The sequence below is a fragment of the Mycobacterium sp. NGS19 genome (genome assembly GCF_059813155.1).
Genome location: NZ_JCALEB010000001.1, coordinates 652,485 through 670,328, shown reverse-complemented (window position 1 = coordinate 670,328; position 17,844 = coordinate 652,485). Strand labels below are relative to the sequence as shown.

Below are 17,844 nucleotides of genomic sequence, written 5' to 3'. Positions count from 1 at the left end.
GCGAAGGCTACGCACGCTGATGTCATTCCGGTCCGATCACACGGCACGTCATCGAGCACAACAACAACGTCCCGGACGGCGGCGGCGAGTTGGCGGGACGAGCCGGTGGTGCGCTGGGCGCTGGCGTCGAGGCGGTGAGGTGGCCAGCCGCGAAAGTCGCTGCCTGGTCGACCATCCCGGCTTCCTCGTAGTGCATGTGCGCATTGAAGTTGCTGCCGGCAGAGCAGATCGGGTCGTCATCGACACACAGGTCAATGGTCTTGTCCGCATACAGCGGCCCGATCGTGATCGGCGGCTGGTTGATCGCCCGCATGAACCGGTTGTTCGGCTTGCCGAACAGGGCCACTGCGGCGATGTGGTCGGCAACGTCGGCCGGCATCGGGTTGGGCACTCCCTCGGGTGCGCCGTCCGGGATGACGGCGGCGGTGACGAAACCCATCACAGCCGCTCCTTGGGAGAAACCGCCCAGCACCAGTTTCGTCGCGGGGCAGTTCGCCGCCATCGACGTGATATGGGTTCGTGCATCGGTGATTCCGTCCACCGCGGTGGGAAAGTCGGTGGTGGCCGGGTAGTCGACCGGATACACCCTGATGGATTTCGGGCCGACGCGGGCTTGCAGTGCGTCGACGAAGGCCTGACCGGTGTAGCCGACACCAGGTTGCTCGGTGGTGCCCCGCGCGAATACGACCTCGACATCCGGGCACGGTTGAGGGGACGCCGCCGGTCCGATCGGGCTCAGTGCCGCTGCGATCGCGGTGGCACCCCCGAAGAAGATGAGATGGCCTGTGCCCACGGCGGACATGCTGACACACGGTGTTGACGGCCGCGACCGCAAAGGTCAACGGCAAATAAACGCTGGGTGAACTGCGGTCGCCGCTCGAGGGCCGGGCGCATGAGAAGTGGCGAAAGTCATTGCGCCAGAACCAGACACACGCCGCCAAGCGCGACGCTCCAGCTGGCGAAGCTGCCGACCAGAAAGTACTCGGTGACGTCGTCGATGCCGATCGTGCCGTTCTCGCGGGCCTTCTGCGCATTGATCTCCGGGAACCGGATGATGCTCTTGGCGGCCACCACCGCCGAGGCCGCCGCCAGCTGACCGCTCACGCCCAGCCCCAGGATCAGCAGCCGCTCCATCGGCCCGAGGAGCCGCCCACCTTTGAGTCGATCTGACGGCTGCGGGACACCGGCCGGTCGCACGGCGCCAACAGAACCCAGGACCAGCCGCACCAACTGGTTGCCGGTGACAAGCTGCAACAGGACCACACCGACGGTCATCAGCAGCTGGGTCGGCGAAATGTCACCGAGGGGAAGATCAGTCCAGTGCGCCCAGCGCGCCACCACCCCGCGCACCGGAGACGCCCAGCCCGACAACGCGATCAGAAGCAAGCCCGACCCGAAAAATGCCAGCAGCGGCGCGAGCACGTGCGTGCCGCTGCGCTCAGCCCGCCGACACAGCACCTGCCACACCACCGCCGCCACCGCCGCAATGAGCAGCAGCACGACATCGCCGACGTGCCACAGCGCCGATAGCGCCGCGACCGCCACCACCACCAACGGCCCGGCCACAACCGCCACCCGCTGAAAGCCCCTCAGCGCATCCGCGATCCCGATCGCGATGAGCATCACCGCCAACGCGCTCACGGGATGCTCCGCAGATGCTGTGACGCTGCCACGATCAGGTCGAGCCCGTCGCGCCCGGCGCGCTGTGACACCGCGGACGGGCTGATGCCCTCCGCGGCGGCGATGTCCTTCTTCGCTTGGTTGTCCATCAGCGCCCTGAGAATTCGCAGCGATCGGTCGTCGAGTGATCCAAGCAGATGGTCCCGACACATCAGTGCAGCGTTGACCGCATCCACGTCATCGCGGTCAGGGGCGCGAAACGTCGTGCGCACCAGCGCGAGGCCGGGTTGCCGCTGGGCTGCAGCCGTCTGCTCGATCGCGTCGCGTGCCGCCCACCAGCCCGGGCCGTCCTGAATCCGCGCCCGCTCGTCGAGCACCCGCACATCGCCCCATCCGATCCCGAATCGCACATCGATCGAGGGTGCGACGGCCAGCCGCACGCGCAGTGCGGCGTCGATCGCTGCGCCGACGGACGGATAGCTTCCCTGAAATTCGTCGCCGACCGTGAAGGCCGGCGCATCGATCGCGCCCGCGGCAACGGCGCGCAGCGCGGCGGATAGCCGGAGGTGCAGCTCGGCGCGGTCCGTAGCCTGTCGCGATCCGACCACGTCGCCGAGCAGCGCAGCACACGGCTGCGCTGAAGCTGTAGCCTTCATCCGTGCCATATGAAGACTATACCTTCATTCCACGTGACTTCAGCTATTTGCTTAACCGCACGATCACGTGGTCAGCACCACGACCCGCGTGGTGTGTGGTCGTTCGGCCAAGCTACTCCTCGATCAGCGCGGCAGCGGCTTGCAGATGTTTCACCGCATCCGCGACGATCGACTCGATCAGCTCGGCACATGACGGCAGGTCGTCGAGGATTCCGGCCACCTGGCCCGATGCCAGTACTCCCGCCTCGGTGTTGCCCTCGACCAGCCCGGCCCGCAAGAGCATCGGCGTATTGGCGGCCATCAACACTTGAGACCACGTCAGGTCTTTGCCGTGCCGCATCGCCAGCCCGTCACGCACCATCGTGCGCCACGTCATGCCCGACATCTTCTTGAATTTGGCGGCATTTCGCACTGCCGCAGCGAAACCCCTTACGCGCGAACCGGTTTCAAGCCGATCCACCAACGGCGTGCGCAGCACCCGGTGCGGCATCCCGTCGACGCGCGTGGACACCACCGTGCCGTCCAAGCCGGCCTGCAGGTAGCGCTGCTTGACGGCATCGGGCACCGTCGAATCCGACGTCAGCAGGAATCGGGTGCCCATTGCCACGCCCGCGGCGCCGTACGACAGTGCCGCCGCCAAACCGCGTCCGTCGAAGAAACCGCCCGCCGCGACAACGGGAATGTCGACAGCGTCAAGCACCGACGGCAGCAGAAGCGTAGTGGCCACCGGCCCGGTGTGCCCGCCGCCCTCGCCGCCTTGCACGATCACCGCGTCGGCACCCCAGGAGGCCACCTTGCGGGCATGCTTGGCCGCGCCGACCGACGGAATCACCACTGCACCTGTCTCTTTCAGCCGCGCAATGAGCTCCTGGCGGGGCGCCAGCGCGAAGGAGGCCACTTTCACGCCTTCGCGGATCATCAACTCCACACGGTCATCGGCGTCGGACGCATCGGCCCGGATGTTGACACCGAACGGGCGGTCTGTCGCCGACTTCACTTTTCTGATCGCCGAGGCCAATTCGTCCAGCGTCATCGTTGCCGAAGCCAGAATGCCCAGTCCGCCGGCTTTCGCGGTCGCAGACACCAGTCGTGCGCCCGCCACCCATCCCATGCCGGTCTGCACCACGGGATGCGCGATGCCGACCAGCTCAGTGAGCGGGGTACGGATTCTCATACCCGTACTTCCTTGTCCCGCAGAGACTTCGGGTCGATGACGTTTTGGATCAGGTCCAGCTCTTCAGTGGTGGGAAGCCGCGTCACGTCAACCGAGTCCAAGCCGTGTACGTCGAACGAGGTTGCCTGCCGCACGTCGTCCGGCTCGACACCCGGGTGCAGCGACACCGCGCGCATCGTGTGATCGGGGCCGCCGAAGTCGAAGACCCCCAGGTTGGTCACCACCCGACGCACGTCCATGAACCGGAACGCCGGATTGTCGCGGTCCACCTTGTCGTAGCCGATTCCGCAGACGACGTCGACGGCGTCGCAGAAGACGCGCGGGGAGTGGTTTCCCACCCAGTAGCTCGTCGCGTGGTTGATCGTGTTGCCCGGCGCGCCTCGCACGCCGAACATCTGCCGGGTCGGATGCTGCAACGGCCCGAACGCCGACAGGTTCTGATTGCCGTACCGGTCAATCTGGTTGGCGCCCATCACCACATAGCGTCGGCCCCATGCCAGCGTCTCGAAGACCCGGCCGAACGGCATCCACCCCTCGACAGCGCCCGACGCGCCCAGTGCCGGAGTGTCGTCGAGCAGTAGCGCCTCGCCGTCGGTCAGCAGGATGTCGGGAGAGAATGTCAGGCGAGCAAGACGAGCCCCGACGGAAACCACGGTGGTCATCGGGCTCACCATGATCTCCCCGACGCCGCGAAACAAATCCGCGCAGGCCGTCACGCATACTTCGGCACGGCTCACGTGAATCATGATGCCTCCGTTGCGAATCGCCGCACCGCGGCCTGGTAGTCGTCCTCGCCGCCCGACAAATAGGTCCGCACGAAGGCGTCCCACGATTCGGGCGACTTCGCGGCCTCGGCGTAGTGCCGCTGGAACTTCTCGTCGCGACCGTAATCGGCTGCGCCGGTGGTGAAGTGGGCGCCACCGGGCGCCTCCACCACCGCGTCGACCATCATCCGATTGACGATCAGCGCCTGCCGCGGAACGGCCTTCACCAGTTCCTCGGTGGACACCACCCTTTCCACAGACAGGTAGCGCCGATCGGCGGCCATCAGGAACAGGTCGTCGAAGTAGGGGTCGACGCCGGTGTATGCGGCGTTTCCGCGCGCGTCGCCGAGGTTCAGGTGGACGAACGCCGCATCCAACCGCAACGCCGGCATCGCGATCAACGTCTCGAACGACCCGTCCGCCAACGGGTACGGGGACGTGACGGTCTTGAGCTCGTCTTCCCAGAAGTCGGGCACCGAACTGCCCAGGCCCGCGCGAATCGGCAGAAACGGCAATCGCTGTGCGGCCGCCTGTAATCCGCAGCGCAGCATGCCTTCGTCCATTTCCCGTGCTTCGATCGCTCCGCTGGTGCGCGCCGCCGCGAACCACGGGTCGTAGAACGGCGGCGAGTCCAACGACACGAAGCCGTAGTACACCCGCCGTACCTTCCCGGCCGAGCACAGCAGTCCGATGTCCGGCCCGCCGTAGGTGACGACGGTCAAATCCTCGACGTCCGTCCGCAACAGAGCGCGGACGAAGGCCATTGGCTTGCGTCGCGAGCCCCAGCCGCCGATCCCGATCGTCATGCCGCTGCGCACCTGCGCAACGGCGTCGTCGAGGGTGGTGAGCTTGTCCGTCACGCCTTCTTGCCCTTCGCCGTCCCCGCGAACGCGTCGCGGTGCTCGTCGGAGACGCCGGCGAGGTTCAGTTCGAATGTGAAGCCCTGCTCCATCCGGTAGCTGGAGTTGACCCGTTGCACGTCAATGAAATTCAGTGCTTCCTTGGCCGCCCGGATCACGCGGGTGTCTTTGGCGGCGATGTCGCGTGCCACCTTCAGTGCCGCCTCGTCGAGCTGCTCGCGGGGCACCACCTCGTGCACGGATCCGAAGTGGTGCAGTGTCGCGGCGTCGACCGTGGCGGCGGTGTAAAACAACCGTCGCATCATGTGCTGCGGCACCAGCCGCGACAGGTGTGTCGCTGCGCCGAGCGCGCCACGTTCCACCTCAGGCAGCCCGAACGTCGCGTCATCGGAGGCGACGATCACGTCGGCGTTGCCGACGAGGCCGATTCCGCCGCCGACGCAGAATCCGTTGACCGCCGCGATCACCGGTACCGCGCATTCGTACACCGCCCGAAACGCCGCAAAGCAGCCGCGGTTGGCGTCGATCAAGGCCGTGAAGCCCTCGGTGTTCTGCATCTCTTTGATGTCGACACCGGCGTTGAAGCCGCGGCCTTCGGCGCGCAGGATCACGACGTGGGTCTCGAAGTTTTCCCCCGCCCCGGTGAGCGCATCGGCCAGGTCGAACCAGCCGCGGGAAGGGATCGCGTTGACGGGCGGATAGTCGACGGTGACGGCGACGATGCCCGGCTCGACGGTGGCGGACGTGATGGTCATGAGGACTCTTCCTGGGGTCGCTACCTAAGCAAGCACTTGCTTGGTAAGCTAGCACAGTGACTGATCCCGGCCCAGCGGTTCCCCTCGATTTCGGGCTCGCCGGTCGGATCGTCCTCGTGACAGGTGGTGTCCGCGGTGTGGGCGCCGGCATCAGCGCCGTCTTCGCCGATCAGGGCGCAACTGTCGTGACCTGTGCGCGCCGCCCCGTCGAAGGGTCGCCGTATGAATTCCTCGAGTGCGACGTGCGTGACCCCGATTCTGTCGGCCGGCTCGTCGACACGATCGTCGACCGGCACGGGCGCCTCGACATCGTGGTGAACAACGCCGGCGGATCGCCCTACGCGCTGGCCGCCGACGCGTCACCGAAATTCCACGAGAAGATCATTGCGCTGAATCTGCTTGGCATGCTTCACGTTTCGCAACGTGCCAACGCCGTGATGCAGGACCAGGAGACTGGCGGCGCAATCGTGTCGGTGTCGAGCGTGAGCGGGCGTCGGCCATCGCCGGGCACTGCGGCCTACGGCGCGGCCAAGGCGGGTGTGGAAAGCCTGACCGCCACTTTGGCCGTGGAGTGGGCCCCGAAGGTGCGCGTCAACGCGCTTGCGGTGGGCATGGTGGAAACCGAGCAGGTCGAGCTGTTCTACGGCGACGCGGAATCGCAGGCCGCGGTGTCGACCACGGTGCCGCTCGGCCGGCTGGCCAAGCCCACCGAGATTGGCTGGGCAGCAGCGTTTTTGGCGTCGGATGCAGCGTCTTACATCAGTGGTACGACGATGGCGGTGCACGGCGGTGGTGAACCACCGCCGTATCTGGCCGCCACCAGTGCGATCAAGTAAGGGAGTGAGTGAATGGGATTGGTCGACGGGCGCGTAGTCGTGGTGACGGGCGCCGGACGAGGAATCGGGCGGGCCCATGCGCTGGCGTTCGCCGCGGAGGGCGCCCGGGTGGTAGTCAACGACATCGGCGTAGCGCTCGACGGCTCTGCGGGAACCAGTCCCGCCCAGGAAGTGGTCGACGAGATCACCGCCGCGGGCGGAGAAGCCATCGCGAACAGTGACGACGTCGCCGACTGGTCCGGCGCCCAGAATCTGATCCGCACCGCGATCTCGGAGTTCGGCGGCCTCGACGTGCTGGTGAACAACGCGGGATTCATTCGGGACCGCATGCTGGCCAATACCAGTGAAGAAGAGTGGGACGCGGTGATCCGCGTGCACCTCAAGGGCCACTTCGCGCCGCTGCGCCATGCCGCCGAGTACTGGCGCGCGAAGTCAAAAGCCGGAGAGACCGTGGACGCGCGGGTGATCAACACCAGCTCGGGTGCCGGCTTGCAGGGCAGCGTCGGGCAAGGCAATTACTCGGCCGCCAAGGCCGGCATCGCCGCACTCACACTGGTCGCCGCAGCCGAGATGGGCCGCTACGGTGTCACCGTCAACGCGATCGCCCCCGCCGCGCGCACGCGCATGACCGAGAAGGTGTTCGCCGAAACCATGGCCAGGCCCGACGACGGCTTCGACGCGATGGCACCGGAAAACGTTTCGCCGCTTGTGGTATGGCTCGGCAGTGCCGAATCACGCGACGTGACAGGCAAAGTCTTCGAGGTCGAGGGTGGATTGATCCGGGTGGCCGAAGGCTGGGCACACGGGCCACAGGTGGACAAGGGCGCTCGCTGGGAACCGTCGGAACTCGGACCCGTCGTCGCCGACCTGCTGGCCAAGGCCAGGCCACCCGTGCCGGTGTACGGGGCCTGACACAGCCTCAGCGCGCGGGTTCACACACGACGATCGGAATGCGCCGATCGGTCCAGGACTGGTAATCCTCGAAGTCCGGATACATCTCGACGAGCTTGGGCCACAACGTCTCTCGCTCTTCGTCGGTGGCGTCGCGGGCCGTCATGTGCAGCACCTCGTCTTTGATCTGAACCGTCACCTTCGGATTTGCCTTGAGGTTCAGGTACCAGAGTGGATGGCGGTCGGAGCCGCCGCGCGACGCGACGACGATGACGCGGTCGCCGTCGCGCAGGTACAGCAGCGGGCTGACCCTCGGTTGTCCGGACTTGCGGCCGATGGTGGTGAGCAACGCAACCGGGGCCTTCTTGAACGTGCCGCCGAGCTTGCCTCTGCTGAGCTTGTAGACAGCCGCGTTTCCACGGGACATCCACTTGATGACGAAGTCGGTGACCGGGTGGTTCAGGTTGCGTGGCGCTGATTTCGGCATAGGCGTCATCCTATGCTGAGGCGATGGTCGCCGTTTCCGACACCGATCGCATCGCCGCCGCGCAGACGTACCTCGACGCGCTGGTGAGCCACGACGCCACGGCCGTCCCGTTCGCCGACAACTGCACCCGCGTCGAGAACGGTCTCAAGACGGGGTTTTCGGGAAAACACCTGCGCCGCAGCCTGACTCGCGGACTGCAGTACCGCGTCATCGCAGCCGCCACCGATCGTGACTTCACCGTGCGCGGCGACGAGGTGCACGCGACGTTCACGATCGTCACCAAAGCGGCTGTCGCCGGCCGCCGGGTAGTCGCCCACGTCGACGAGACGTTTGTGATCCCGTCTTCCGACGGCAAGATCCACCACATCCGCGCGAGAGTGATGCCGGCTCTCGAAGCTAGGCGTTAGATCCGCTCGATGATCGTGCCGGTGGACAGCGCACCACCGGCGCACATCGTGATCAGCGCGGTCGACTTGTCCGAGCGCTCGAGCTCGTGCAGCGCGGTGGTGATCAAGCGGCTGCCCGTCGATCCCACCGGATGGCCCAACGCGATTGCGCCGCCGTTGACGTTCACCCGGGTCATGTCCGGGTTGTGCACCCGCGCCCACGACAGCACCACCGATGCGAACGCCTCGTTGATCTCGACGATGTCGATGTCGCCGATTTTCATGCCGGCCTTCTCCAGCACCTTGGCCGTCGACTGCACCGGACCGTCGAGGTGGTAGTAGGGCTCTGCGCCGACCAGAGCCTGCGAAACGATGCGGGCACGCGGCGTGAAACCGAGCGCCCGGGCCTTGTCTTCGTCCATCCACAGCACTGCGGCCGCGCCGTCGGAGATCTGCGACGACGTGCCGGCCGTGTGAATACCGCCCTCTAACACGGGATTCAACGACGCAAGGCCCTCCAGGGTGGTGTCGCGCAGACCCTGGTCACGGCTCACCAGGTGCCGCTCGGTCGTCGGCTGCTTGTTCTCGTCGAGCACCGGCGCCTCGATCGGGCTGATCTCCCGGTCGAACCGGCCCTCGGACCACGCCTGCTTGGCTTTGCGCTGCGACTCGAATCCGAACTCGTCGACGTCTTCGCGAGTAATGCCGCGCCGCTTGGCAATCCGCTCCGCCGCCTCGAACTGGTTGGGCATGTCGATGTCCCACGACGCCGCGCGGATCAGCGAACGGTCGGGGCCGGCATTGGCGCCAAGCCCGACGCGGCTCATCGCCTCGATGCCGCACGCGATGCCGACGTCGATGGCGCCGGCGGCGATCAGCCCGGCAATCAGGTGGTTGGCCTGCTGGCCGCTGCCGCACTGACAGTCGACGGTGGTGGCGCCCACCTCCTCGGGCAGGCCGGCGGTCAGCCAGCCCACGCGAGTGATGTTGTTCGACTGCTCGGCGAACTGCGTGACGCAGCCGCCGATGACCTGCTCCACCTCGCCCGCGTCGATGCCGGCCTTCTCGACGAGCGCCTTTTGCACAGCGCCCAGCAGCTCGGTGGCATGGAGTCCAGACAGCCACCCATTTCGCTTTCCGATCGGGCTGCGGGTGGCTTCGACGATGACAGGGTTACCCATTCCGCCAGGCTAGAACACGTTTCATTAGAATGCCAAGCTGCCTTGCAACGGTGCCTTTGATCTGCGTATGAGGCGTGTTTCAATGGCACTAGAACACGTTGCAGTAAGGAGTGCGGATGTCCTGCCCCAACCTGCCCCCCAACTTCGACTTCCTCGACCCGGATGTCAACGTCAAGGGGCTTCCCATCGCTGAGCTGGCCGAACTTCGCAAGGCGGAGCCTGTCCACTGGGTCGAGGTGCCGGGCGGCACCGGCGGCTTCCGGGACGCCGGCTATTGGGCAGTCACCAAGCACAAAGACGTCAAGGAGGTGTCGCTGCGCAGCGACGTCTTCTCGAGCTGGCAGAACGGGGCGATCCCCGTCTGGCCTCAGGAGATGACCCGCGAGGCGATCGACCTGCAGCGCAACGTGCTGCTCAACATGGACGCCCCGCACCACACCCGGCTGCGCAAGATCATCTCTCGCGGCTTCACACCGCGGGCGATCGGCCGGCTGCGCGACGAGCTCGATCGCCGTGCGCAGAACATCGCGAGGGCCGCGGCCGCGCAGGGGTCCGGCGACTTCGTCGAGCAGGTCTCGTGTGAACTGCCGCTGCAGGCGATCGCCGAATTGCTGGGCGTACCGCAGGACGACCGGGACAAGATCTTCCGCTGGTCCAACGAGATGACCGGCAACGAGGATCCCGAGTACGCCCACATCGATCCCGCGCAGTCGTCGGCCGAACTGATCATGTACGCGATGAAGATGGCCGAGGAGCGCAGCAAGAACCCGGGCGACGACATCGTCACCAAGCTGATCGAGGCCGACATCGACGGAGAGAAGCTCTCCGACGACGAGTTCGGCTTCTTCGTCGTGATGCTTGCGGTGGCCGGCAACGAGACCACCCGCAACTCCATCACCCACGGCATGATCGCGTTCTCGCAGAACCCGGACCAATGGGAGCTGTACAAACGCGAGCGCCCCGAAACCGCTGCCGACGAGATCGTGCGCTGGGCAACCCCGGTGACCGCGTTCCAGCGCACCGCGCTCGAGGACACCGAGCTGTCCGGGGTGCAGATCAAGAAGGGGCAGCGGGTGGTGATGTTCTATCGCTCAGCCAATTTCGACGAAGAAGTGTTCGAGAACCCGCACCGATTCGACATCCTGCGCCAGCCCAACCCGCACGTCGGCTTCGGTGGCACCGGCGCGCACTACTGCATCGGCGCGAACCTGGCCAAGATGACGATCAACCTGATCTTCAACGCGGTCGCCGACCACATGCCCGATCTGAAGCCGCTGTCCGCGCCGGACCGGCTGCGGTCCGGCTGGCTCAACGGGATCAAGCACTGGCAGGTCGACTACACGGGTAAGTGCCCGGTGGATCACGCGCCCGCCGGCGCGTCGCCGACGCACACAGGCGCCGTCTGATGGACTTCACGCTCGAACCTGCCCAGCAGGCGGTGGTCGACGTCGTCAGCGCTGTCCTGGACCGCGAAAACAGTTGGGACGCATTGATTTCCGGCGGCGTGACCGCGCTGCCGGTGCCCGAGCGTCTGGGCGGCGACGGGGTGGGCCTGGCTGAGGTGGCGACGGCCCTCACCGAGATCGGGCGCCACGGCACCATCAGTCCCGCACTGGCGACGCTCGGCCTGGCGGTGGTGCCGCTGCTCGACCTCGCCTCCGACGCGCAGCAGGACCGGTACCTGGCCGGTGTTGCGGACGGGGCCGTGCTCACCGCGGCGCTCAACGAGCCGGGCGCAGCACTGCCGGACCGGCCGGCGACCACGTTCGCCAACAACACGTTGAGCGGCACCAAAATCGGTGTGCCGTACGCAGAACAGGCCGACTGGATGATCGTGACGGCCGACAGCAGGGTGGTCGTGGTGTCACCGAAGGCCGAGGGCGTCGAGTTGGTCGAGACGCGGACGTCGAACGGCAGCGACGAGTATGTTGTCACGTTCTGCGACGTCGCGGTGGCATCCGAAGACGTTCTGGAGGGCGCGGCTGTGCAGCGCGTGAACCAATTGGCGCTGGCGATGATCGGCGCGTATGCGGCCGGTCTGGTCGCCGGCGCGTTGCGGCTCACCGCCGACTACGTCGGAACCCGTCAGCAATTCGGCAAGCCGCTGTCGACCTTCCAGACAGTCGCCGCGCAGTTGGCAGAGGTGTACATCGCTTCGCGCACCATCGATTTGGCGTCGACGTCCGTGGCCTGGCGCCTGTCCGAGGGGCGTGACGCCGACGACGACCTCGCTGTGCTCGGTTACTGGCTGACGTCGCAGGCGCCGCGGGTCATGCAGATCTGTCACCACCTGCACGGCGGGATGGGTATGGACATCACCTACCCGATGCCGCGGTACTACTCGACGATCAAGGACCTGACCCGCTTGCTGGGCGGCCCGTCGCATCGTCTCGGTGTCCTTTCGGGTCTGGAAAGCGTGGGAGCGTAATGTTCGTCGACCTGACTCCCGAACAGCGGCAGCTCCAAGCCGACCTGCGGCAATACTTCTCGAATCTCATTTCGCCGGAGGAGCGCGAGGAGATGGAGAACGATCGGCACGGTAAGGCCTACCGCGCCGTGATCCGTCGGATGGGCCAGGACGGCAAGCTCGGCGTGGGGTGGCCGAAAGAGTTCGGCGGCTTGGGTTTTGGGCCCATCGAACAGCAGATTTTCGTCAACGAGGCCCAGCGTGCCGATGTGCCGCTGCCGGCCGTGACGTTGCAGACGGTGGGACCAACCCTGCAGGTATATGGCAGCGAGGCGCAGAAGAAGAAGTTTCTGCCCGCCATCCTCGCCGGCGAGGTTCATTTCGCGATCGGCTACACCGAGCCGGAGGCCGGCACCGACTTGGCGTCGCTGCGCACCACCGCTGTTCGCCACGGCGACGAGTACATCGTCAATGGTCAGAAGATCTTCACCACCGGCGCCCACGATGCCGACTACATCTGGCTGGCGTGCCGAACCGACCCCGATGCGGTGAAACACAAGGGCATCTCGATCCTGATCGTCGACACCAAGGATCCCGGTTACTCCTGGACGCCGATCATCCTGTCCGACGGCGCCCACCACACCAACGCGACCTATTACAACGACGTGCGCGTGCCGGTCGACATGTTGGTGGGCGAGGAGAACGGTGGCTGGCGGCTCATCACCACCCAGCTCAACAACGAGCGGGTGATGCTGGGACCGGCCGGCAAGTTCGCCGGCATCTACGACCGTGTGCATGCCTGGGCGGCTAAGCCCGGCGGTGACGGGGTCACGCCGATCGACCACGACGACGTACGGCGCGCACTCGCCGAGATTCGCGCGACCTGGCGCATCAACGAATTGCTGAACTGGCAGGTGGCTGCGGCGGGTGAGACAATCGACGTGGCCGACGCGGCGGCAACGAAAGTGTTTGCCACAGAACGGATTCAATACATCGGGCGGCTCGCCGAGGAGATCGTCGGTAAGTACGGCAACCCCGCCGAGCCCGACACCGCGGACCTGCTGTATTGGCTGGACCAGCAGACCAAGCGCAACTTGGTGATCACGTTCGGCGGAGGCGTGAACGAAGTGATGAGAGAAATGATCGCGGCGTCGGGCTTGAAAGTGCCGAGGGTGCCGAGGTGAGCGGGCACGAGGACATCGCGGCGGCTGTCGAACAGGTCAAGGCCTCGGGGCGCAGCAAGCCGCGCGTCGCCCGCGATCCGGTGAACCAGCCGATGATCAACAACTGGGTCGAGGCGATCGGCGACCGCAATCCCGTCTACGTCGACGAGCAGGCAGCTCGGGCGGCCGGTCACCCCGGGATCGTGGCTCCGCCGGCCATGATTCAGGTCTGGACGATGTTCGGTCTGGGCGGGCAGCGTCCCGACGACGACCCGCTGGGCCGCATCATCAACGTGTTCGACGAGGCCGGTTACGTCGGTGTGGTGGCCACAAATTGCGAGCAGACCTACCACCGCTACCTGCAGCCCGGCGAACGGGTCAGTGTCACCGCCGAGCTGACCGACGTGATCGGGCCGAAGCAGACCGCGCTGGGCGAGGGCTATTTCATCAACCAGCGCATCACCTGGCAGGTCGGTGACGAGGACGTCGCCGAAATGAATTGGCGCATCCTGAAATTCCGGCCCAAGGACCGCGACCAAGTAAGCGACGTGCCTGATGACCTGGACCCCGATGCGTTGATGCGCCCGGCGGTGTCACGCGACACTCAGTTCTTCTGGGACGGCGTCAAGGAGCACGAGCTGCGCATCCAGCGCAGGCCCGACGGCACTTTGCAGCACCCGCCTCTGCCTGCGGTGTGGCAGGACAAAGAGGCGCCCACCGACTACGTCGTCGCGAGCGGCAAGGGCACCGTGTTCAGCTTCGTGGTGCACCATGCCCCGAAGGTCCCGGGCCGGACGCTTCCGTTCGTCATCGCGCTTGTCGAACTCGAGGAAGGGGTGCGGATGCTCGGCGAGCTGCGCAACGTCGACCCGTCGGCGGTGGAAGTCGGAATGCCGGTCCGCGCAACGTTTCTCGACTTTCCGGCCAGCACTGCCGGACCGGCGTGGACGCTGTACGCATGGGAGCCGGCCGCATGAGTACGCCAACTGTGCAAGTCGGCACCAGGCTGCCGGAGCTCAAGCTCTACGGCGACCCCACCTTCATCATCTCGACCGCACTGGCGACGCGGGATTTCCAGGACGTCCACCACGACCGCGACAAGGCGCAGGCAAAGGGCTCGAAGGACATCTTCGTCAACATCCTCACTGACACGGGACTCGTGGAGCGGTTCGTGACGGACTGGGCCGGACCGTCGGCGTTGGTCAAGTCGATCAGTCTGCGGCTGGGTGTGCCGTGGTACGCCTACGACACAGTGACGTTCTCTGGTGAGGTGACAGCGGTGGAAGACGGGTTGGTCACGGTCAAGGTATTGGGCCGCAACAGCTTAGGCGACCACGTGATCGCGACCGTCAAGTTGGCTCTAGGAGGAGCGTGATGTCCCGCACCGCGGCGATCGTCGGCATCGGTGCCACCGACTTCTCCAAGAACTCGGGACGCAGTGAACTTCGATTGGCGGCAGAGGCGGTGCTCGACGCGCTCGACGACGCGGGGCTCACGCCTGCAGACGTCGACGGGCTGACGACGTTCACCATGGACTCCAACACCGAAGTTGCGGTCGCGCGCGCGACGGGAATGGGTGAGCTGACGTTCTTTTCGAAGATCCACTACGGCGGCGGCGCCGCATGCGCGACCGTGCAGCAGGCGGCGATGGCCGTCGCAACCGGAGTCGCCGACGTCGTCGTGGCTTACCGGGCTTTCAACGAGCGCTCGGGAATGCGATTCGGACAGGTGCAGACCCGGCTGACGGAAAACGCCGACTCCACCGGCGTCGACAATTCCTTTTCGTACCCGCATGGACTGTCGACGCCGGCTGCCCAGGTGGCCATGATCGCCAAGCGCTACATGCACTTGTCGGGGGCCACCAGCCGCGACTTCGGTGCGATCTCGGTGGCCGACCGCAAGCATGCGGCCAAGAACCCCAAGGCCTACTTCTACGAAAAGCCGATCACCATCGAGGATCACCAGAACTCGCGGTGGATCGCCGAACCGCTGCGGTTGCTGGATTGTTGTCAGGAGACCGACGGTGCGGTGGCTATCGTGGTGACTTCTGCGGATCGGGCGAAGGACCTCAAGCATCGGTCCGCAGTCATCGAGGCGGCCGCTCAAGGCTCCAGCCCCGACCAGTACACGATGGTCAGTTACTACCGCGACGAACTCGACGGCTTGCCGGAGATGGGCTTGGTAGGCCGGCAGCTGTGGCAGCAGTCCGGGCTCAAGCCCACCGACATCCAAACGGCGATCCTCTACGACCACTTCACGCCGTTCACGCTGATTCAGCTGGAGGAGTTGGGGTTCTGCGGCTGGGGTGAAGCCAAGGACTTCATCGCCGACGGCGCGATCGAAATCGGCGGCCGACTGCCGATCAACACCCACGGCGGCCAGCTCGGTGAGGCCTACATCCACGGGATGAACGGCATCGCGGAAGGCGTGCGCCAATTGCGCGGCACATCGGTCAACCAGGTACCAGATGTCGAGCACGTCCTCGTCACCGCGGGCACGGGCGTACCCACCTCCGGCCTGATCCTGGGTTAATTCCAGCAACATTTCGCACGGCTTGCGGGCGTGATTCGTGTCCGTTGCCGCGAGCACATCCTCAATTGCTGGGATCCGTAGCGAGCGGACTCCGATGGCGGCGTGCCCGCATTGCGCTCACAGGCAATTTCAAGATCAATCCCCATGTGGGGTTCCTACCTGCGGCTTCACCGGTGTTTGCCAGTGTGCAACGGAATCCGTGCCGCGATGCTGACGACAGTGTCAATAGGTTTGCTAGTGATCATGTCGTGATTCGCTGAACTCGATCGTTTGTGATGCTTGACACAAGACTCAGCAAAGCCATATCGTTTGCTCAGCAGTTACCGGGGGGCTCTCACCGGAGGGCCACAGACCAAGGGTTAGGGGCCGTCGAAATGCTCACAGGCAGGGCCGATACGAGGCGCCGACGGTCACTACCCGGTCGGGCGCCGCCGATGCGTCACTGATTTGCTCGGCGCGCATCACAGAGCAACGCAAATCGATCTGGCATCCGCCATCTGTTTCTCGTCCGTTATCGAAGCCGGCCGAATCCCGGCTCAATCAAGGCTGCTCACAACAAGGCAAAAGGAGCTACCACAATGAGCAAGCACCGCATCGCACGCAAGCACATCACCCTGACCCGCGCCCTCGGCGGCGGCCTGGTCGTCGGTGGTCTGACCCTCGGCGGCGTCGCGCTGTCGACCGCGGCCGCCCCGATCGAAGCCAACGCCGCCTGCGGCAACGGGATCTCGGCGTTCAGCAACACCGGTTCGAACAGCCCGAACACGTTCAACATCGGCTCGGGCAACAACTTCAATTTCCAGGGCAGCGGCCTCGGGGCTAACCTCAACGGCGGTCAGCGTTCACGCACTGGAAACAACAGCAGCACCACCACCGGCAGCGGGACGACCTGCGTCGTCGCCAACCCGAACCCGTTCTCGTTCCCGAGTTTCGGATTCGCCAACAACACGGGGCCGAACAGCCCGAACACGGTGAACTTCCTGTCCGGCAATAACATCAACACTCAGTTCAGTGTGTTCGGTGCGAACGGGAACGTGGGCGGCCAGCGGTCCAACACCGGCAACAACACCAGCACCACAACTGACAGCCCGACCACTGTCGGTTCGGTCGATGCCGGAGCCGTCCGCTGATCGGCTGAAACTCGCTTCCTGACGAGGGGGCAGGAGCGACCCACACTGGGCCGTCGGCACCATGCCGGCGGCCCAGTGCGTTGTGCGACGGCGGCGGCGCAGCGCCGGCACGCCTTAATCCGGGCCGCCGGTGAAAGTGCTTATGCCGGAAGCAGTTCCACACCAGAGAGGACCGGCTCGTCGTCGCGCGTGGGCGCGGTGACGACGGCGACCAGTCGGTCATCGTCCTCCCAGATGCGCGCGCGCAACATCTCGCCGGGAAACACCACGCCGGCGAAGCGGGCGCCGTAGGACCGCACCCGGCTGACGTCGCTGTCCAGGCACGCGTCGACAATCGCCTTGCACGCGATGCCGTAGGTGCACAACCCGTGCAGGATGGGCCGCGGAAAACCCGCTGCCGCAGCAAATTCGGGATCGGAATGCAGTGGATTGCGGTCGCCGCACAGCCGATACAGCAGCGCCTGCTGCGGCAGCGTCGGCAGCGGGATCTCGTGATCAGCTGGCCGGTCCGGCGGCGCGGACGACAGCGACGGACCGCGTTCGCCGCCGAAACCGCCCTCGCCGCGAGCGAAGATTGACCGTGTGGTGCTCCACAGCGGCGTGCCGTCGAGGGTGGTGACCGTCGACTCTGTCAGGATCACCGCGGCTTTGCCCTTGTCCCAGATGTCGACGACGCGGCTGGTGCTGCGGGCGGTGCCGGATGGCGGCAGCGGGCCGGCGACGGTCACCGATTCGGCGCCGTGCAAAATCTTGGCGAGCTCGATGTCGATGCCCGGGAACGGCACGGTCGGCGGCTCGGTGAGATGGAAGCTCTGGGCCACGTTGCCGAACGTCGGCAGCACCTGGGGGGTGTTGTCCACCAGATAACTCAACTCACGTGGGTTCATCGGGTCCGCACCGGCGCCCAGCGCAAGGTGGTACAGCTGCACATCGCTACTTGTCCAGCTGAATTCGGCCGGTGGCAGCTCCGCGCCGATGGCAACAGACGGATCGATCGGCATC

At 65.8% G+C, this 17,844-nt stretch carries 20 protein-coding genes; 10 read left to right on the top strand and 10 right to left on the bottom strand.

The genetic code is table 11. The annotated features are described in order from the left end of the window. Positions 1 to 22: 22 nt before the first annotated feature. From AC5Y4N_RS03465 to echA20, 7 genes are all read right to left on the bottom strand, one after another. Entirely contained in the window at positions 23 to 802 is a 780-nt protein-coding gene (locus AC5Y4N_RS03465; protein WP_499907127.1) for a cutinase family protein, read from the bottom strand. A gap of 107 nt (positions 803 to 909) precedes the next feature. Continuing rightward, positions 910 to 1,641, bottom strand: a complete 732-nt coding sequence (locus tag AC5Y4N_RS03460; protein WP_499907125.1) for a hypothetical protein — start codon at positions 1,639 to 1,641, stop codon at positions 910 to 912. After that, on the bottom strand, positions 1,638 to 2,285 hold the full coding sequence (locus AC5Y4N_RS03455; RefSeq protein ID WP_499907123.1) for a SatD family protein: 648 nt from the start codon (positions 2,283 to 2,285) through the stop codon (positions 1,638 to 1,640). The genes AC5Y4N_RS03460 and AC5Y4N_RS03455 overlap by 4 nt, the downstream gene beginning before the upstream one ends. Positions 2,286 to 2,388: 103 nt before the next feature. Beyond that, a complete protein-coding gene (gene ipdC, locus AC5Y4N_RS03450; protein ID WP_499907121.1) occupies positions 2,389 to 3,450 on the bottom strand; it encodes a (3aS,4S,5R,7aS)-5-hydroxy-7a-methyl-1-oxo-octahydro-1H-indene-4-carboxyl-CoA dehydrogenase in 1,062 nt (353 codons plus the stop codon). Further along, positions 3,447 to 4,196 carry a cholesterol ring-cleaving hydrolase subunit IpdB gene (gene ipdB / locus AC5Y4N_RS03445; protein WP_499907119.1) on the bottom strand — a complete coding sequence of 250 codons (750 nt, stop codon included), beginning with the start codon at positions 4,194 to 4,196 and terminating at the stop codon, positions 3,447 to 3,449. The genes ipdC and ipdB overlap by 4 nt, the downstream gene beginning before the upstream one ends. Further along, positions 4,193 to 5,074, bottom strand: coding sequence for a cholesterol ring-cleaving hydrolase subunit IpdA (gene ipdA, locus AC5Y4N_RS03440; protein WP_499907117.1), 882 nt, complete (start codon positions 5,072 to 5,074; stop codon positions 4,193 to 4,195). Before ipdA ends, ipdB begins: the two co-directional genes overlap by 4 nt. After that, positions 5,071 to 5,829, bottom strand: coding sequence for a (7aS)-7a-methyl-1,5-dioxo-2,3,5,6,7,7a-hexahydro-1H-indene-carboxyl-CoA hydrolase (gene echA20 / locus AC5Y4N_RS03435; RefSeq protein WP_499907114.1), 759 nt, complete (start codon positions 5,827 to 5,829; stop codon positions 5,071 to 5,073). The genes ipdA and echA20 overlap by 4 nt, the downstream gene beginning before the upstream one ends. A 56-nt stretch (positions 5,830 to 5,885) precedes the next feature. Between echA20 and AC5Y4N_RS03430 the strand changes: the two genes are divergently transcribed. Continuing rightward, positions 5,886 to 6,665 carry an SDR family oxidoreductase gene (locus AC5Y4N_RS03430; RefSeq protein WP_499907112.1) on the top strand — a complete coding sequence of 260 codons (780 nt, stop codon included), beginning with the start codon at positions 5,886 to 5,888 and terminating at the stop codon, positions 6,663 to 6,665. Between the two features lie 12 nt (positions 6,666 to 6,677). Next, entirely contained in the window at positions 6,678 to 7,577 is a 900-nt protein-coding gene (locus AC5Y4N_RS03425) for an SDR family oxidoreductase (RefSeq protein ID WP_499907110.1), read from the top strand. Positions 7,578 to 7,584: 7 nt separating this feature from the next. Here AC5Y4N_RS03425 and AC5Y4N_RS03420 read toward each other — a convergent pair whose 3' ends face one another. Beyond that, positions 7,585 to 8,043, bottom strand: coding sequence for a nitroreductase family deazaflavin-dependent oxidoreductase (locus AC5Y4N_RS03420; RefSeq protein WP_499907108.1), 459 nt, complete (start codon positions 8,041 to 8,043; stop codon positions 7,585 to 7,587). A gap of 23 nt (positions 8,044 to 8,066) precedes the next feature. On the opposite strand from AC5Y4N_RS03420, the gene AC5Y4N_RS03415 reads away from it, so the two are divergent. Then, a complete protein-coding gene (locus AC5Y4N_RS03415; protein WP_499907106.1) occupies positions 8,067 to 8,450 on the top strand; it encodes a DUF8021 domain-containing protein in 384 nt (127 codons plus the stop codon). Here the strand turns inward: AC5Y4N_RS03415 and AC5Y4N_RS03410 are convergent. Then, a complete protein-coding gene (locus AC5Y4N_RS03410; protein ID WP_499907104.1) occupies positions 8,447 to 9,610 on the bottom strand; it encodes a steroid 3-ketoacyl-CoA thiolase in 1,164 nt (387 codons plus the stop codon). The two genes, AC5Y4N_RS03415 and AC5Y4N_RS03410, sit on opposite strands and share 4 nt — an antisense overlap. A gap of 116 nt (positions 9,611 to 9,726) precedes the next feature. On the opposite strand from AC5Y4N_RS03410, the gene AC5Y4N_RS03405 reads away from it, so the two are divergent. From AC5Y4N_RS03405 to AC5Y4N_RS03375, 7 genes are all read left to right on the top strand, one after another. Next, positions 9,727 to 11,016, top strand: a complete 1,290-nt coding sequence (locus AC5Y4N_RS03405; RefSeq protein ID WP_499907102.1) for a cytochrome P450 — start codon at positions 9,727 to 9,729, stop codon at positions 11,014 to 11,016. Beyond that, positions 11,016 to 12,038 carry an acyl-CoA dehydrogenase family protein gene (locus AC5Y4N_RS03400; protein ID WP_499907100.1) on the top strand — a complete coding sequence of 341 codons (1,023 nt, stop codon included), beginning with the start codon at positions 11,016 to 11,018 and terminating at the stop codon, positions 12,036 to 12,038. The genes AC5Y4N_RS03405 and AC5Y4N_RS03400 overlap by 1 nt, the downstream gene beginning before the upstream one ends. After that, positions 12,038 to 13,201 carry an acyl-CoA dehydrogenase FadE29 gene (gene fadE29, locus AC5Y4N_RS03395; protein ID WP_499907098.1) on the top strand — a complete coding sequence of 388 codons (1,164 nt, stop codon included), beginning with the start codon at positions 12,038 to 12,040 and terminating at the stop codon, positions 13,199 to 13,201. Before AC5Y4N_RS03400 ends, fadE29 begins: the two co-directional genes overlap by 1 nt. After that, the gene (locus AC5Y4N_RS03390) at positions 13,198 to 14,157 is read left to right on the top strand and encodes a bifunctional MaoC family dehydratase N-terminal/OB-fold nucleic acid binding domain-containing protein (protein WP_499907096.1); all 960 of its coding nucleotides are present in this window, start codon (positions 13,198 to 13,200) and stop codon (positions 14,155 to 14,157) included. The genes fadE29 and AC5Y4N_RS03390 overlap by 4 nt, the downstream gene beginning before the upstream one ends. Beyond that, complete coding sequence (locus AC5Y4N_RS03385; protein WP_499907094.1) at positions 14,154 to 14,555, top strand: MaoC family dehydratase; 402 nt, start codon at positions 14,154 to 14,156, stop codon at positions 14,553 to 14,555. Before AC5Y4N_RS03390 ends, AC5Y4N_RS03385 begins: the two co-directional genes overlap by 4 nt. After that, a complete protein-coding gene (gene ltp2 / locus AC5Y4N_RS03380) occupies positions 14,552 to 15,712 on the top strand; it encodes a 17-hydroxy-3-oxo-4-pregnene-20-carboxyl-CoA lyase (protein ID WP_499907092.1) in 1,161 nt (386 codons plus the stop codon). The genes AC5Y4N_RS03385 and ltp2 overlap by 4 nt, the downstream gene beginning before the upstream one ends. Positions 15,713 to 16,290: 578 nt before the next feature. Next, positions 16,291 to 16,842, top strand: a complete 552-nt coding sequence (locus AC5Y4N_RS03375) for a hypothetical protein (RefSeq protein WP_499907090.1) — start codon at positions 16,291 to 16,293, stop codon at positions 16,840 to 16,842. A gap of 140 nt (positions 16,843 to 16,982) precedes the next feature. On the opposite strand, the gene chsH3 is transcribed toward AC5Y4N_RS03375, so the two are convergent. Continuing rightward, on the bottom strand, positions 16,983 to 17,843 hold the full coding sequence (gene chsH3, locus AC5Y4N_RS03370; RefSeq protein WP_499907088.1) for an enoyl-CoA hydratase ChsH3: 861 nt from the start codon (positions 17,841 to 17,843) through the stop codon (positions 16,983 to 16,985). Position 17,844 lies beyond the last annotated feature (1 nt).

Bases quoted from the DNA above. Each gene is read 5' to 3' on its own strand.
- AC5Y4N_RS03465 (WP_499907127.1), bottom strand. From the start codon at position 802: ATGTCCGCCGTGGGCACAGGCCATCTCATCTTCTTCGGGGGTGCCACC.
- AC5Y4N_RS03375 (WP_499907090.1), top strand. From the start codon at position 16,291: ATGAGCAAGCACCGCATCGCACGCAAGCACATCACCCTGACCCGCGCC.
- AC5Y4N_RS03420 (WP_499907108.1), bottom strand. From the start codon at position 8,043: ATGCCGAAATCAGCGCCACGCAACCTGAACCACCCGGTCACCGACTTC.
- AC5Y4N_RS03385 (WP_499907094.1), top strand. From the start codon at position 14,154: ATGAGTACGCCAACTGTGCAAGTCGGCACCAGGCTGCCGGAGCTCAAG.
- AC5Y4N_RS03405 (WP_499907102.1), top strand. From the start codon at position 9,727: ATGTCCTGCCCCAACCTGCCCCCCAACTTCGACTTCCTCGACCCGGAT.
- fadE29 (WP_499907098.1), top strand. From the start codon at position 12,038: ATGTTCGTCGACCTGACTCCCGAACAGCGGCAGCTCCAAGCCGACCTG.
- ipdC (WP_499907121.1), bottom strand. From the start codon at position 3,450: ATGAGAATCCGTACCCCGCTCACTGAGCTGGTCGGCATCGCGCATCCC.
- AC5Y4N_RS03410 (WP_499907104.1), bottom strand. From the start codon at position 9,610: ATGGGTAACCCTGTCATCGTCGAAGCCACCCGCAGCCCGATCGGAAAG.
- AC5Y4N_RS03400 (WP_499907100.1), top strand. From the start codon at position 11,016: ATGGACTTCACGCTCGAACCTGCCCAGCAGGCGGTGGTCGACGTCGTC.
- AC5Y4N_RS03425 (WP_499907110.1), top strand. From the start codon at position 6,678: ATGGGATTGGTCGACGGGCGCGTAGTCGTGGTGACGGGCGCCGGACGA.
- AC5Y4N_RS03415 (WP_499907106.1), top strand. From the start codon at position 8,067: ATGGTCGCCGTTTCCGACACCGATCGCATCGCCGCCGCGCAGACGTAC.
- ipdB (WP_499907119.1), bottom strand. From the start codon at position 4,196: ATGATTCACGTGAGCCGTGCCGAAGTATGCGTGACGGCCTGCGCGGAT.
- echA20 (WP_499907114.1), bottom strand. From the start codon at position 5,829: ATGACCATCACGTCCGCCACCGTCGAGCCGGGCATCGTCGCCGTCACC.
- AC5Y4N_RS03455 (WP_499907123.1), bottom strand. From the start codon at position 2,285: ATGGCACGGATGAAGGCTACAGCTTCAGCGCAGCCGTGTGCTGCGCTG.
- chsH3 (WP_499907088.1), bottom strand. From the start codon at position 17,843: ATGCCGATCGATCCGTCTGTTGCCATCGGCGCGGAGCTGCCACCGGCC.